Genomic DNA, 13,830 nt, shown 5'->3' on the forward strand with positions numbered 1-13,830 from the left:
CGCATTTCGCCCTTATAAAATCGCCCGACAACCTATTCGCGCCGGTTCAATTTTAAAACTTGGCGCTGATACCGCCGGTAATGGTGGCGCCCGGCGCGATATACCCGATACCTTCATACTTATCGTTACCGATATTCATGAAGGTCATCCGGGCGATAACATCCTTGACTAAGGTCTTGGCCACCCCTAAATCGTAGGTTGCATAGCTTTTATACACGGCAGAGCCGCCCGGTGCGGTAGGTAAATTGGTCTCGGTAAAGTATCGGTCGCCAACGTAATTAAAAGCACCGAAAACCGAAAAGCCGTAAGGCAGGCTAACATCAGCCCGCAAACTACCTTGATCTTGCGGCACATTGGTAAGTTGCTTGCCGATCAAATTAGGATTCCTATCGTGCTTGGTGACAATCGAATCGTTCTTGGTATAACTCGCGTACAAAGTCAGGAAATCGCCTAGCTTCCACATCCCTTCGACCTCAACACCCTCGGCCCGAATGGCGCCGATATTAATTTTGTCGGTGGTGCCGACCGTCGCGCCGCTTCGTTGCACTGTGGCGATAAAATCCTCCGCAGTCGTATTATAGATCGTGGTTTTGATATATCCCTGCCGGCCAAAGTAGTAATCCAAGCCAATATCGCCGGAAACGGCTTTTTCGGGAGTCAAATACGGGTTACCGTAAGCCACGGTCGTCCCACCCCGCCTGCTATTGCCGTAGAGCTGAGAAACATCCGGGGTGTTAAACGACTGACCTATCGAGCCGCGCAGCACTAAATCATCGGTGAGCTTGTACGAAAACCCACCCTTAGGCGAGAACGAGTCCTCCGCATGATTACCCCATTGGCCTTGCCCAGGGAAACTGGTTTTGGTATCTCTGAATTGGCCGTCTGTCTGCCACAGATCCCAACGCCCGGCCAAGCTTACGTTCAACGGTCCATAATTGATTTCGTCTTGCAAAAATATGCCGCTCAGTTGAATACCGCCCTCAACAAGCTGTTCTCTGCCACGTTCCGCAGGAAACTGGTTAATCATGGTCATTTGACTGTCTGCATGTTGTCCGCCCACCGTCAATTTGTGATGGCTGCCTATGTAATGGCTATATTGCGCGCGAATACCTGCTTCCATATCGTCAAAATCGCCGCGATAGGAAATCAGACTGGCGGCCATCGTGCCGGGGCGGGCCACATCCGGACTGGTTGCATTGGCAGCGTTTGCACTATCGGCATCCATTCGGCCAATACGGCTGTATAAGACTAACGTGGCTTCAGAACGCTCCCCCAAATAGCGATAACGTGCCGAACCCAGATATTGCTCTCTATCTTGGGCTATATAATCAGGAATTCGATATAAGCCTGTTGCAACGTCGCTCAAATAGGAAAAACTCAGATCCAGCAGATTAGAGGCATCAAATTCGTGCGTAAATTTGGCGCCTACATTGGTCTTACGTGTGCCGGTTTTATCGCGTTGCGATAAGGGAATGGCAGCCACACTCGTATACGGACGCCACATGTTATAGCCGTCGCTTTCCAAATAACTGGTTGATACCGAACCGCCGCTGTGCTCGCCGCCGTAAGAGACGATACCTGCTTCACGGATCGTTTCCATGCTGCCGTATTCGCTATCCACTTTGCCTTTCACGCCGGGCGTAATCGCTTTAGAAATAACGTTTATTACACCGCCCATCGCATGGTTGCCGTAAAGGGCCGAACCGGCGCCTCTGACAATTTCCACTCGATCCACGTCAATAGTGCCCAGTTGCGACCAATCCACCTGACTGTCGTAGGACACATTCATAGGCACATCGTCGATCAATACCAAGGTGCGGCCATTGCCCGGCAGGCCTCGGGTATAGGTCTGGGCAATCCGATTGGGAGACGAGGCATCCATGCGGCTGGCATACACACCCGGCACGCCCTTGAGTAGTTGATCGACGGTTGTCGCGTTGGATTTTTCGATACGCTCCCTATCGATCACTGTCACCGTAGCCGATACATCGCGAATACTGCGTTCGGTTTTGGTTGCGGTAATCACCATTTCATCCAGCTCATCAGGCGCTTTTTCCACAGCGGCCAAATTCAACGGCATGATCAAAGGTAATACCACAGCAATGTTTTTGGTGGTGGCACGAATAGGTAACATTGATAGCCTCAAAGTCCTTTAAAGTTTACGGAAGGGTCGGGATTGAGCACAAAAGCTCCTCAACGGCGCGCAGGCACGCGCCGGAGTTTGTTAGTTGGTCATCGTGGGAAAAACGTTAGATAGCGGCGGCTTTCAAACCGGCTCGACGCGCACGATTAGCTTTACGCTTTTTCAACCAATGGATCAGGCCGGTTACCATCATCACTAACGGCGCAAACCCCGCCACTAGTACCGCGATGCGCCCTGGAGTACCGAGAATCTCGCCGTTATGCAAAGGCAGTTGCAAATTGATAAAAGCGTTACCGGCGTTGAATTTTTTCGGGTCGCGCACCGCCAAAATCGCGCCGTCGTATTGATCGACCCAAAAGCTGGTAGAGCCTTTGCTGCGCAGTTCGTCGGACTGCCGAGCAGAGACCATGTAACTGCCGTTTTCACCGACCGGCAGGAAAATCCGTTGAATCTGAATCCCTGGATACGCGGCTTGAATATTGGCCTTGACTATCTCCGGTTGAATTACCGTGCCGCCATTTGCTGTTGATTTGATACCGCGCGGCATGTCTTCGAGAGGTGAGAAAAAATTAACCGCCGGTTTAAACAACTGCGGCAGATTGAAATACACCCCGGAGAAGGCCACTGCCAACATGACTATAGCCGTATAGATACCGGTGGTTTTGTGTAGATCGAAATTAAAGCGCGTGGAGCTGGCGTTACGTTTAATCAGAAAAGCCTGCTTGATTTTGCCGAGTTTCGGCCACCACAAATAAATGCCGGTAACCGTCAATACCAAGGTCAACAAGGAGGTAATTCCCATGACCAGCTTACCGAAATCACCCGCCAAAAGGCTGAAATGCAGGCGCAAAATAAATGTCATCAAGGCGTCGTTTCTATCCCGGTCGCCAAGCACCTGACCGGTGTACTGATTCACCATAACTTCGTGAAAGTGATGATTGTGGCCCTTGTGGCCCGGCATCGCCGCCGCTTGATAACGCACGATGAGCGCTTCGCTCGGGTCCTCCGGCATCTGTAGATGGGAGGGTGGCTCTGAAATGGGCGAGACGCGGTTCGCGATTGCCACTAAATCCGCAATGGGTAACCAGCGTTCGCCAACGGCCACGCTCATCATGTCGGGATTGAGCCACTTATCCAGAGTATGCTCGTAAACCAAGAGGCTGCCGGTAACCCCGGCAATCACCAGTAGCGTACCCAACCACAAGGAAATATACAGATGCAATTTCAACAGACACTTGCGCAGAGTGATTTTCTTGAAAGCGGTTTTGAAATTGCCTAGAAAGGACCCCGAAACTAATTTGTCGGACAATTTTTGTTCCGACACAAAAGGATAACTTGTGGACATTGCGACGCTCCCGAACCTTTTAACTACGCTGAATAAATTAGTGCTGTCTACCCAGCACCTCATTCGGACCAAAGCGCAAGCCGGATGCTTGCTAAACTATCGAACCCAACGAAAGCAAAAACAAGACCATCCAAAAAATACCCATAAAAAGCAGGGATTTATAAAATTTTTCAGCGCCAACAGCCATCCCTTTCTATCGAAACTATGTTAATTAACCAAGCGTCAGACAGCCATACAGTGGATATCCACCAACACTTGCTTACCTTGAAGAACGCGAATATTTCTGTTGCGAGCCTGGGACTTTAAACCACCGGAAGGCAGCCCATTTAATCGCGGGAGATCAGGCACGAAACATGCTGAACATTGCTAATTTTCAGAAAATACTCCGCTCCATCCACACAGCATTGAATGTATAGAGAGAACCCAATGAACAACCTTGCAGACGCTGTCATTAGCTACCACAACCGTACCAAACACCAATTAAACGCCTACGCCAAAGGCCCGGAGTCTTTGGATTGGGACGATCAGCCCAATCCGTTTCGGCGTTTTAGCGGTTGTGAAGTGGTGAAACTACCGCCACCTGGTGTCGAGCTTAGCTGCTTGTTTGCGGACTTGGATAAACCGGACCGGATAGCGCCGCAGCCGTTAAACCGGACCAATCTGGGCCTGTTATTGGAATTATCGTTCGGTTTGTCGGCCTGGAAGCAGTTTGGTCCGGACCGCTGGGCTTTGCGCTGTAATCCGTCCAGCGGTAATTTGCATCCCACCGAAGCTTATGTGCTTTGTACCGATCCGGATCTATTACAAGCCGGCGTCTATCACTACGTCAGTCACGATCATCATCTGGAGCGGCGCAGCCGGTTTACTGCGGAAACGGTAGCTAAAGAGGTTTATATTGGCCTTTCCTCAATTCATTGGCGGGAAGCCTGGAAATACGGTGAACGGGCCTTTCGCTACTGCCAACACGACATCGGTCATGCACTGGCCGCGCTGAGTTATGCCGCCGCCTGCTTGGGTTGGTCGATAGAATTGCTGAGCGAGACTGCCGATGCCGACATCGCCGCCTGGCTGGGGCTGGATCGTAGCGAGGATTTTGTCGCGACCGAACACGAAACGCCGGATTTATTCTGCCGGCTGCATGCCAGCCAAACGGCGGGCGGTGAGTTTTCCACCGCATATTTAGCAGCCCTTAGCCAAAGCGCCGAATGGTTCGGGAAGGCCGAGCGCTTGAGCGGCAGGCATTTTTACCGTTGGCCAATCATAGATGAAGTCTCCGCCCAAGCCGTCAAGCCGACGACAGTTGCCGAACGCTTAACCCTGCCGAACCTGGATTTACCGGCACCCAGCCACAATCTAACTGCCAGCGCGTTGATTCGCCAACGCCGCAGCGCGCAGCACTTTAACGGCAAATCCCCGGAGCTGCCCTTGGCCGATTTTCACAGAATACTGGCCGCGCTGCTGCCCAACGCCAAACCGCCGTTTACTGCCTGGAATTGGCCGGCGCAAGTCAATATCGTGCTATTCGTGCATCGGGTAGCCGGCCTGGAACCGGGCTTATACGTGCTGCCGCGCACGGCGGATGCGGCGGCGGAATTAAAACCACTTTGTTCCGCCGATTACGAATGGCAGACCGTCGAGGCACCGTTCGAATTTTATCGGCTGACGGCCGGCAGCGTCAGGCAAGCCGCAAAAACCCTGTCCTGCCACCAACCCATCGCCAGCGACAGCGCGTTCAGCTTAGGGATGTTGGCGCGCTTTGCCGACAATGTGGACACCGAAGCTTGGCGCTATCGGCGGCTGTTCTGGGAAAGCGGCCTACTGGGGCAGATTTTATACCTGGAAGCGGAAGCCGCCGGCGTGCGCGGCACCGGCATCGGCTGTTTTTTTGACGATGCCGTGCACGGTGTGTTGGGTTTAAAAGATAACGACTGGCAAAGCCTGTATCACTTTACCATCGGCGAACCGCTGGACGACAGCCGGCTGCAAACCTTTCCGGCGTACGCGCATTTGAGCGAGTCGGCCGCCAGCACCTGATTCGCTTGAGGTTTGGCACCTGAGTGACAATCGTTGAAATATTTACGCAACAATCCCGCCGACAATGTTTAGAATCATGGTTTTACCCAGCCAACCACTAAAGGCCCGCCATGAGTTTTAAGTCCAGCTTAATCCGTTTTGTTATCAAATTAACCCCCAACGCGCTGATCATTTGGGGGGCGAACATCATCATGAAAGGCATCGCCGAGTTGACGCAGTTCAACTTCGATCTCGATGCCCGCAAAGTGTATGTGCAAACCCGGCTATACGGCGAGGAACACACCATAGAAGTGACCCTGGAAGATTTTGCGGTATTCAACGACGGCGAGTCCTACCGTTTCATCATTCACCACGCCAGCTCCGACCGGCCTTGGCTGAACAACATCCTGGCCAAATTCACCGGCAAAGCCTGGAAAATTCCGACCCTGCCGCTGTTTGCCGCGCAATTGGAATTGGTTGCCGAAGTCTTTAGCGCCAAGCCGGTGGTATTGGAGCAAATCGATTGATAAGTCCGCGTCAGTCGCTTACTTACCAATGCAAAAGCTGGAAAAAATCTCCCCCAATAGGTCGTCGGAGGTAAATTCGCCGGTGATGGCGGATAAGCTGGTTTGCGCCTGGCGCAATTCTTCCGCGACCAGTTCGTGGGCTTGATGCAGCAATTGCTCGGCGGCGCGGTCCAAGGCTTGCGCGGCAAGTTGTAAGGCCTGGATGTGGCGGGTTCTGGCGACAAATACGTTATCCGCACTTTCCGTAAAACCCATGCTTTGTTTCAGGTGTTGGCGCAGTAAATCCAGACCAAGTTTATGTTTGATGGACAAATGGATTTCGGTGCTTTGCTGAGTTTCCATGACCCTGGGTTGACCGCCGATCAGATCGATTTTATTGAAAACTTTGGTGACCGCAATGTTGGCCGGCAGGCTGGCATCCAAGCTGGCGCTGTCCGGGTCGGTGCTGTCTATCAACAATAAAATCCGGTCGGCCTTGGCGATTTCCTGGCGGGCACGGCGGATACCTTCCTGCTCGACCGGGTTATCGCTGTCGTGCAAGCCGGCAGTGTCAATGATATGCAAGGGCATGCCATCCAGTTGAATGCGTTCGCGCAGCACATCGCGGGTGGTGCCGGCGATGTCGGTGACAATCGCTGCGTCGTGACCGGCTAAGGCGTTTAGCAAACTGGATTTCCCGGCATTGGGCTTGCCCGCCAATACCACGGTCATGCCGTCGTGTAACAGTCGGCCTTGCTGGGCGGTTTTGCCGATGTCGGCGAGCTTGACTTGCAAGCGTGCTATGCGCCCCGCCACCACACCGTCGCCGAGAAAGTCGATTTCTTCGTCGACAAAATCGATGGCCGCTTCGATAAACACCCGCAGCTCGATCAACTCGTCTATCAGTTCGTTGATCTGTTCGGAAAACACGCCCTGCATGGATTGTTGCGCAGAGCGCACGGCTTGTTCGGTGCCGCTGCTGATCAGGTCGGCTATCGCTTCGGCTTGCGCCAGATCAATTTTGTTGTTTAGGAAAGCTCTTTGACTAAATTCGCCGGGGTTAGCCAAACGCGCGCCCAGTTCCAGCACCCGCCGCAACAGCATATCCAGCACCACGCTGCCGCCGTGGCCTTGCAGTTCGATAACCTGTTCGCCGGTAAATGAAGCCGGTGCGGCAAAATACAGCAGCAAGCCGCTGTCGATTACTCGGCCATCGGTATCAAGGAAATGGGCAAATTGAGCGTAGCGGGGTTTGGGAAGAGTTTTGCCGGTGAGGCGTTGGGCGATGCCGGACGCGGATGGCCCGGAGATGCGAATGACGCCGACGCCGCCGTTACCGGGCGGCGTGGCAATGGCGGCTATGGTGTCGCCGCCCAGCATTAAGGTACTACGCTATGCTTGTGCGCATCCTCTTCAAGCACATGTTTAGTGATATACCACTGCTGGATGATCGACAAGCTGTTGTTGCAGATCCAGTACAGTACCAAACCGGACGGGAAGAACAGGAAGAACACGGTGAACACGATAGGGAACATTTTCATCACCTGGGCTTGCAGCGGATCTATAGGCGCCGGATTCAAGCTTTGCTGAATCTTCATGGTGATGCCGTACAAAATCGGCAGCAGATAGAACGGGTCTTGCGCCGACAAATCCTGAATCCACAGGGCGAAATCGGCCTGACGCACTTCGACGGTCTCAATCAATACCCAGTACAAGGAGATGAATACCGGAATCTGCACCATAATCGGCAAGCAACCGCCCAAAGGATTGACCTTTTCCTTTTTGTACATCGCCATCATTTCGGTGTTGAATTTCTGGCGGTCTTCACCATAGCGCTCTTGCAGTTCTTTCAGGCGCGGCTGAATCTTGCGCATTTTGGCCATCGACTGAAAGCTGGCTTTCGACAGTTTAAAGAACAAGGCCTTGATGACAAAGGTGACGCCCAGAATCGCCACGCCCCAATTTTCGACATAACCGTAGATTTGGTTAAGTAGCCAATAAATACCTTTGGCAATCGGCGTCAACCAGCTGTAATCGACGGTGAGTTCCAGACCTGGCGCCAAAGCTTCCATGATTGGCTGAATTTTCGGACCTGCAAACAACTGACTGCTAAACACGGCTTCGCCATTGGCTGGAACCGTCAAATCGGGGGATAAGGAACCGACCTGGAAACGGGCATCCTTCAGATCGTTGGTGTAAAACTGGGCGTCCTGATCGGCAGGTGGAATCCAGGCCGCTGCAAAATAATGTTGGATCATGCCACTCCAACCGCCTTTGCTGTGCACGTTTTCCTTGGCTTTGACGTCGTACTTGTCATCCGCCATATCTTCAAATTTGATTTTTTGGAATTTGTCTTTTTCGGTGTAAACCACGCCGCCGGAGAATGTCCGAATAAAGCTGTTGTTGCTTTTGTCGCTGTACTGGGTTCTCACCAGTTGGTTGTACTGCTTGCCGGACCAGTCCTGTGCGGAATGGTTGCTGACCTTTTGCTCCAGACCAACGGCATAATTGCCGCGTTTGAAGGTGTATGTTTTGGTGACCGTCAATCCCTGTGGGTTAGTCCAGGTCAGGGGGATTCTCAGCTCGTCCTGCCCATCAAGCAACTGATATTCGGTTTTTTCGGCGGTGAACAGGCTTTTATGATCGGGGGCAGCCAAGGAATTGGCATTGGCAATCAGGCCGCTTTGGGCAAGGTACAGGCTGTCGGGATTGCTGTCGAACAACCGAATCGGATTTAGGTTTTTCTCCGGAGGCGTCATGCCGATCAGGGCATAAGCTTTGTCGACTACGGTGTTGATTTTCTCGTGCGGATATTTCAACAAATCCAGATTGCGTAATGTGCCGCCCTGAGGATCGATTTCCAGCTCGAAAACATCGGTTTTGACTTTGATAACATTTTCAGCCGCTACTTGGGCGACAGTCGGCACCGCAGCAGCCCGGGCATCTCCCGCCGTTTGTCCGGGGGACACTGTTGCTGCATCGCCAGCCAATACGGGTTTATCAGAAACCAGGGCCTGCGGCTTGGGGCCGTAATCGATCTGCCACGATTCCCACAGCATGTAGGAGATCATCAACATCGCCATGACCAGTACAAATCTTATGTTATCCATTGTTATTTACTCAATTTTTCCGGAACAGGATCAATGCCACCCTCATGAAACGGGTGGCATTTTAATAAGCGTCGAAGCGTGAGGTAAGAGCCTTTGAAAGCACCATGAATCTGGATTGCCTCTAAGCCATAACTTGAACAGCTGGGATAAAAACGACATCTGGGTCCCAGCAAAGGACTTATGAAGTATTTGTAAACCTTGATCAGGGTTATGAGCAGGAATCGCATCGATCTACCAGTTTATGCCAATGCCTTTCCAATGACTTCCTCAAAATCGGCGAGGCTGCATTTGCTGCATCACCTCTTGCCAAAACAACAATATCAATGCCGACGATATGTTGACGCTGTAATCTAAAACTTTCCCTGACAGCCCTTTTAATGCGGTTCCTTGCGACTGCTTTTTTTATAGTTTTTTTTGCGATGGCCAAACCCAACCGCGGATGCGGCAGGACGTTGCGCGTCGCCAATACCGTAAAATATTTATCTGTGGATTTTACGGGATTGGTAAATACCTTTTTATATTCAGCGGGCGTCCCTAGCCGATACTGATCGGGAAAGCCGAAATCTTCCGCCGACAATTAAACCGTCAGCGATGCGCGGCCTTTAGCTCTGCGCGCATTGATCACTTTGCGACCGCCCACAGTAGCCATTCTGGCACGAAAGCCGTGAGTTCTAGCGCGTTTGATTTTGCTGGGTTGATAAGTTCTTTTCATGTGCTACTGCCTTTGGTGATAAAAACGGATAAAAAAGGCTGCGAATCATACGTGACAGGCTTGCCAGTGTCAATTTGACTTGTAAATTTCCAAAACAGTGCAAAATGGACTACTCTCTGGAACACTACCAATGCATTCAGCATTAATGAAGGAGACTTGTCATGCATAAATTACCGCTTAAATCGATTTTAGCAACCAGCCTGTTAGTCGCCGGTTGCGCCACCACCACCGGCTGGACTCCCACGGTGGACACCTATAACGATCCCAATGCGTTCCGCTTGAATCAGGATATGCAGGAATGCGAGCAACTGGCTTCGCAGTCGTCCAGCACCGTTAAAGACACTGCCACCGGCGCAGCAGTTGGCGGCTTGATAGGCGCTGCGGGCGGCGCGGCCATTGGCGCGGTAGTCGGCAACCCCGGCACCGGTGCAGCCATTGGTGCAGCGGCCGGCGGTATCGGCGGCGGCGCTCAGCAGGGCATACAAGCCAACGACCGCTACAAAAATGCCTATCGCAACTGCCTGAGACAGCGCGGCCATAACGTCGTCAATTAATCCGCGTTAAGCCGTCACTATTTTGGAGGCATTGGTTTCGTTTATCGGTGTTGCGATCATCATTGTGCTGGTATTCGATTACACCAACGGTTTTCATGATGCCTCCAATATCATTGCCAGCGTCATCGCCTCCCGCGCTATGACGCCGGTGCAGGCGGTTTTGGTGGTGGCAATCTTCGAATTCCTGGGGCCGCTGCTAGGCGGAACTGCCGTCGCCAATACAGTCGGCACCCTGCTGGATCTATCCTCCATTCCCAAAGCGGATGCGCTGTTAATCGTAGTCTCCGGACTTTTCGCCGCAGTATTCTGGAATTTGGTTACTTGGTGGCGCGGCTTACCATCGTCGTCGTCTCACGCGCTGATGGGCGGCTTGATCGGCGCCACGCTAATCGGCATAGGCAGCAAACCCATAGATTGGGGATTCAACGCTTTAAGTGAAGGCCGCATACATGGCTTCAGTAAAATTTTACTGGCTTTATTGCTCTCGCCCGTCCTGGGCTTTCTGGTGGGCTTTATCATTCAGCGACTGACGATGTTCTTATTGCGGTCCGCATCGCCAAGCATTAATCGGCAGCTGCGTAACGCCCAATGGCTGACCGCCGCGGCGCTGGCCTTTTCGCACGGCGCCAACGACGCGCAAAAAAGCATGGGCGTGTTGACCTTGATTTTGTTGCTCAGCGGAGAAATAGACAACTTTAAAGTGCCCGGCTGGGTCATGCTGTTTTGCGCCAGCGCAATGACAGCAGGCGTATTGACCGGCGGCTGGCGTATCGTGCGGACCTTGGGTTTTGCCATCTATAAAATCCGCCCAATCCACGCGCTAAACGCACAACTGAGCGCATGCCTGACTATTTTCGGCAGCTCACTACTCGGCGCCCCGGTGTCCACAACGCATGTTGTAGCATCGGCCATCATGGGTATTGGTGCATCTGATCGCCCCAGAGCGGTACGCTGGGGAAAAGCCTTGGAAATTTTGCGAACCTGGCTGATCACCATCCCCGGCGCGGCCATGATCGCCTGCATCAGTTTTCTGATATTCGACTACTTTCTCAAATAGCCGCTGTAATCTTCATGTCATCTCCCAAGCTTTCACTGGCCTCCCGGCTGTTTCAGAGAATATTCCCGAAAACCGCCGACTTCTATCTATTGCTGCACCAACAGTGCCAGCAGGTCTGCGTCACCGTCGATAATCTGGTCCGTTTCATGGCCAGCGAATCAGTCGAAGCCGGCAAGATGTTGAAAGAAGACGAACACGAAGCCGACCGAATCCGCATGCACAATCTGCACGAACTTAACAGCTCGTTTGCCACACCGATTGATCGCGAAGACATTTATCGCGCCATCGCCTCTATGGACAGCATCGTTACCTATTGCAAAAGCACGTATAACGAGATGGAAGCCCTGGAACTGAACCCCGACAGCCATTCGCAAGCGATGGTCATTGAGTTGCAAGTGGGGATCAAAGCACTGGAGCGCGGCTTCGCCGTATTAGGCAAAGACCCTGCCGAGGCCGAGCAGCACGCTTTTGCCGCCCGCCACTCGGAGCGCCGCATCGAGAAGATGTACCGCAAGGCCATCGCCGATTTATTCCAAGGCGATGACTACTTGAATATGTTTAAACAACGCGAACTTTACCGGCATTTGTCCAATGCCGCCGACAAGGTTCATGCCACCGCGAATGTACTGGAAGACATCATCGTCAAACTGGGCTGAATAGTGCGGCAAGCCGTTTAAAATAGCCGGGTGCAGCCCGTTATTTTCAACGGCCGAATGCGTCCGGCATCGCCCCCAAAAGCCCCAACATCCATGCTACAATCTGCCCCGGTTTAAATCCTGTTACTCAAAGAGGTTCACTTCGTGGCAAACATCACCAGCCGAAAATCCGCAATGACTCTTTTTTCATCACCAGCCTGCATAATGAGCCACTGCGCCAGGCTAGTTGTATACGAAAAAGGCGTGCCAGCGGAAGTTGAGTTTTTCGACCCGAATGACCCGCCGGAAGATCTGCTGGAACTGAACCCCAACGGTAATGCCCCGACTTTCGTGGAACGCGACCTAGTACTGTACGACGCCCGCATTATCATGGAATACCTGGATGAACGCTTCCCGCACCCCGCCTTGCATCAAATGGACCCGGTCTCCCGCGCCAACGCTCGGATGCTGATCAAACGCATTGATCAGGAGTGGTATCCGCTGCTGGATGACGTGCTGGTCAACGGTGACAAAAAAGCCGCCAAGGCTAAAAAACAACTCCGGGAAAGCTTACTGGCTGCCGCACCGGTATTTGAAGCGACACCGTATTTTATGAGCGACGAGTACTCTCTGATCGATTGTGCGATGGCACCATTCTTGTGGCGACTTCCCAGCATCGGTATTGACATTGCCGGCCTAGGCAAAGGCATCACCGCCTACGCCAACCGACTTTTCTCCAGACGGGCTTTTCAAGAAAGCCTGAGCCGCGAAGAAAAAGACATGATGCAAGCCCCAAGCAAATGACCCCACTTAAACCCTATCTGATTCGCTCCATCTACGAATGGATCGTCGACAACAGCCTGACCCCCCATCTTTTGGTCAACGCCGACTACCCCGGCGTAACGCTGCCGGGCGACTTCGTGGAAGATGGCCGAATCGTATTGAATATGCGCCCGGAAGCCATTCAAGGTTTGGTGCTCGGCAATGAAGAAATCCAATTCAACGCCCGGTTTGCCGGCAAACCCATGCGCATTATCGCGCCGTGCAAAGCGGTGTTGGCCATCTATGCCAAAGAAAATGGCAAAGGTATGATTTTCGACCCGGAAGAGAATGAGGACGAAACCCCGCCGACACCGACAGAGCCCAAACCTCCGCAAAAACCACAACTAAGAGTGGTCAAATAACAAACGCATGCCGAAAAGAATGCCTCTGCGCCGAGGCATTCCCTCAACCCGCCTAAACAAGCCAGTTAAAAAAAGCCCCCTCCAGTTGCCGACAATTGGCACTGAAATCCAGCCAAACACCTGTACACCGTAAAGACACCGACTAAACTGTGCGATAGAATGCCGAGTCACTTCAATCCGGGGGATAAACGATGTCGCACGATACTGCCAAGGTCTATAGCGAGACCGAAATCGCCGAACGTTTAGCACAGGAACTGCCGCACTGGTATTACGAAAACGGCTGGATTCGTCGCAAAATCAAAACCAGCGGCTGGAAAGCGACTTTAATGGTGGCCAACACCGTCGGCCACTTGGCGGAAAAAGCCTGGCATCACCCGGATTTAACCGTTTCGTACGCATTTGTGATCGTCAAGTTGGTCACGCATTCGGCAAAAGGCATCACCGATAAAGATTTTCTGTTAGCCCAAAAAATTGAGGACGTGTTGATGTGGGATGCGGCAGAAACTTCCGCCGGCATCCTGGAAGGCACGCCCGACGATCCACGATTCAAATATATTAAAAAAGATTGAGG

The 13,830-nt window shown here is 52.5% G+C and carries 15 protein-coding genes; 8 read left to right on the forward strand and 7 right to left on the reverse strand.

Annotated elements, in window-relative coordinates:
* Positions 1-52: 52 nt before the first annotated feature.
* Together ACMXD4_RS19335 and ACMXD4_RS19340 are read right to left on the reverse strand one after the other, a co-directional pair.
* Complete coding sequence (locus tag ACMXD4_RS19335; protein WP_415879110.1) at positions 53-2,134, reverse strand: TonB-dependent receptor; 2,082 nt, start codon at positions 2,132-2,134, stop codon at positions 53-55.
* Positions 2,135-2,249: 115 nt separating this feature from the next.
* Entirely contained in the window at positions 2,250-3,488 is a 1,239-nt protein-coding gene (locus ACMXD4_RS19340) for a PepSY-associated TM helix domain-containing protein (protein WP_415879111.1), read from the reverse strand.
* Between the two features lie 426 nt (positions 3,489-3,914).
* Between ACMXD4_RS19340 and ACMXD4_RS19345 the strand changes: the two genes are divergently transcribed.
* Complete coding sequence (locus ACMXD4_RS19345) at positions 3,915-5,522, forward strand: SagB/ThcOx family dehydrogenase (RefSeq protein WP_415879112.1); 1,608 nt, start codon at positions 3,915-3,917, stop codon at positions 5,520-5,522.
* A gap of 110 nt (positions 5,523-5,632) precedes the next feature.
* The gene (locus ACMXD4_RS19350; protein WP_033159164.1) at positions 5,633-6,028 is read left to right on the forward strand and encodes a hypothetical protein; all 396 of its coding nucleotides are present in this window, start codon (positions 5,633-5,635) and stop codon (positions 6,026-6,028) included.
* Between the two features lie 18 nt (positions 6,029-6,046).
* Here ACMXD4_RS19350 and mnmE read toward each other — a convergent pair whose 3' ends face one another.
* The 5 genes from mnmE to rpmH are packed head-to-tail and all read right to left on the reverse strand — an operon-like array spanning position 6,047 to position 9,829.
* Positions 6,047-7,387, reverse strand: a complete 1,341-nt coding sequence (gene mnmE / locus ACMXD4_RS19355) for a tRNA uridine-5-carboxymethylaminomethyl(34) synthesis GTPase MnmE (protein WP_415879113.1) — start codon at positions 7,385-7,387, stop codon at positions 6,047-6,049.
* Positions 7,387-9,117, reverse strand: a complete 1,731-nt coding sequence (gene yidC / locus ACMXD4_RS19360; RefSeq protein ID WP_033159162.1) for a membrane protein insertase YidC — start codon at positions 9,115-9,117, stop codon at positions 7,387-7,389. The genes mnmE and yidC overlap by 1 nt, the downstream gene beginning before the upstream one ends.
* A 2-nt stretch (positions 9,118-9,119) precedes the next feature.
* On the reverse strand, positions 9,120-9,344 hold the full coding sequence (gene yidD / locus ACMXD4_RS19365) for a membrane protein insertion efficiency factor YidD (protein WP_081733834.1): 225 nt from the start codon (positions 9,342-9,344) through the stop codon (positions 9,120-9,122).
* Positions 9,326-9,694 carry a ribonuclease P protein component gene (rnpA, locus tag ACMXD4_RS19370; RefSeq protein WP_415879114.1) on the reverse strand — a complete coding sequence of 123 codons (369 nt, stop codon included), beginning with the start codon at positions 9,692-9,694 and terminating at the stop codon, positions 9,326-9,328. Before rnpA ends, yidD begins: the two co-directional genes overlap by 19 nt.
* A complete protein-coding gene (rpmH, locus tag ACMXD4_RS19375) occupies positions 9,695-9,829 on the reverse strand; it encodes a 50S ribosomal protein L34 (RefSeq protein ID WP_020483365.1) in 135 nt (44 codons plus the stop codon).
* Positions 9,830-9,990: 161 nt separating this feature from the next.
* On the opposite strand from rpmH, the gene ACMXD4_RS19380 reads away from it, so the two are divergent.
* From ACMXD4_RS19380 to ACMXD4_RS19405, 6 genes are all read left to right on the forward strand, one after another.
* A complete protein-coding gene (locus ACMXD4_RS19380) occupies positions 9,991-10,383 on the forward strand; it encodes a glycine zipper family protein (protein ID WP_171697561.1) in 393 nt (130 codons plus the stop codon).
* A gap of 22 nt (positions 10,384-10,405) precedes the next feature.
* Positions 10,406-11,440 (forward strand): inorganic phosphate transporter, encoded by a 1,035-nt coding sequence (locus ACMXD4_RS19385; RefSeq protein WP_415879115.1) that lies wholly within the window; start codon positions 10,406-10,408, stop codon positions 11,438-11,440.
* Positions 11,441-11,454: 14 nt separating this feature from the next.
* On the forward strand, positions 11,455-12,096 hold the full coding sequence (locus ACMXD4_RS19390) for a DUF47 domain-containing protein (RefSeq protein ID WP_319961891.1): 642 nt from the start codon (positions 11,455-11,457) through the stop codon (positions 12,094-12,096).
* Positions 12,097-12,270: 174 nt separating this feature from the next.
* Positions 12,271-12,879 carry a glutathione S-transferase N-terminal domain-containing protein gene (locus tag ACMXD4_RS19395; protein ID WP_211555157.1) on the forward strand — a complete coding sequence of 203 codons (609 nt, stop codon included), beginning with the start codon at positions 12,271-12,273 and terminating at the stop codon, positions 12,877-12,879.
* Entirely contained in the window at positions 12,876-13,259 is a 384-nt protein-coding gene (locus ACMXD4_RS19400; RefSeq protein ID WP_033159156.1) for a ClpXP protease specificity-enhancing factor, read from the forward strand. Before ACMXD4_RS19395 ends, ACMXD4_RS19400 begins: the two co-directional genes overlap by 4 nt.
* 191 nt (positions 13,260-13,450) lie before the next feature.
* Positions 13,451-13,828 (forward strand): 4a-hydroxytetrahydrobiopterin dehydratase, encoded by a 378-nt coding sequence (locus ACMXD4_RS19405; RefSeq protein ID WP_415879116.1) that lies wholly within the window; start codon positions 13,451-13,453, stop codon positions 13,826-13,828.
* The last annotated feature ends 2 nt before the right edge of the window (positions 13,829-13,830 follow it).

Origin of the sequence: Methylomonas sp. TEB (assembly GCF_047777895.1) — a bacterium.
Lineage (GTDB): Bacteria > Pseudomonadota > Gammaproteobacteria > Methylococcales > Methylomonadaceae > Methylomonas.

Excerpts from the sequence above, each read along its gene's own strand:
- ACMXD4_RS19335 (WP_415879110.1), bottom strand. The coding sequence starts at position 2,134 with ATGTTACCTATTCGTGCCACCACCAAAAACATTGCTGTGGTATTACCT.
- ACMXD4_RS19340 (WP_415879111.1), bottom strand. The coding sequence starts at position 3,488 with ATGTCCACAAGTTATCCTTTTGTGTCGGAACAAAAATTGTCCGACAAA.
- ACMXD4_RS19345 (WP_415879112.1), top strand. The coding sequence starts at position 3,915 with ATGAACAACCTTGCAGACGCTGTCATTAGCTACCACAACCGTACCAAA.
- ACMXD4_RS19350 (WP_033159164.1), top strand. The coding sequence starts at position 5,633 with ATGAGTTTTAAGTCCAGCTTAATCCGTTTTGTTATCAAATTAACCCCC.
- mnmE (WP_415879113.1), bottom strand. The coding sequence starts at position 7,387 with ATGCTGGGCGGCGACACCATAGCCGCCATTGCCACGCCGCCCGGTAAC.
- yidC (WP_033159162.1), bottom strand. The coding sequence starts at position 9,117 with ATGGATAACATAAGATTTGTACTGGTCATGGCGATGTTGATGATCTCC.
- yidD (WP_081733834.1), bottom strand. The coding sequence starts at position 9,344 with ATGCGATTCCTGCTCATAACCCTGATCAAGGTTTACAAATACTTCATA.
- rpmH (WP_020483365.1), bottom strand. The coding sequence starts at position 9,829 with ATGAAAAGAACTTATCAACCCAGCAAAATCAAACGCGCTAGAACTCAC.
- ACMXD4_RS19380 (WP_171697561.1), top strand. The coding sequence starts at position 9,991 with ATGCATAAATTACCGCTTAAATCGATTTTAGCAACCAGCCTGTTAGTC.
- ACMXD4_RS19390 (WP_319961891.1), top strand. The coding sequence starts at position 11,455 with ATGTCATCTCCCAAGCTTTCACTGGCCTCCCGGCTGTTTCAGAGAATA.
- ACMXD4_RS19395 (WP_211555157.1), top strand. The coding sequence starts at position 12,271 with ATGACTCTTTTTTCATCACCAGCCTGCATAATGAGCCACTGCGCCAGG.
- ACMXD4_RS19400 (WP_033159156.1), top strand. The coding sequence starts at position 12,876 with ATGACCCCACTTAAACCCTATCTGATTCGCTCCATCTACGAATGGATC.
- ACMXD4_RS19405 (WP_415879116.1), top strand. The coding sequence starts at position 13,451 with ATGTCGCACGATACTGCCAAGGTCTATAGCGAGACCGAAATCGCCGAA.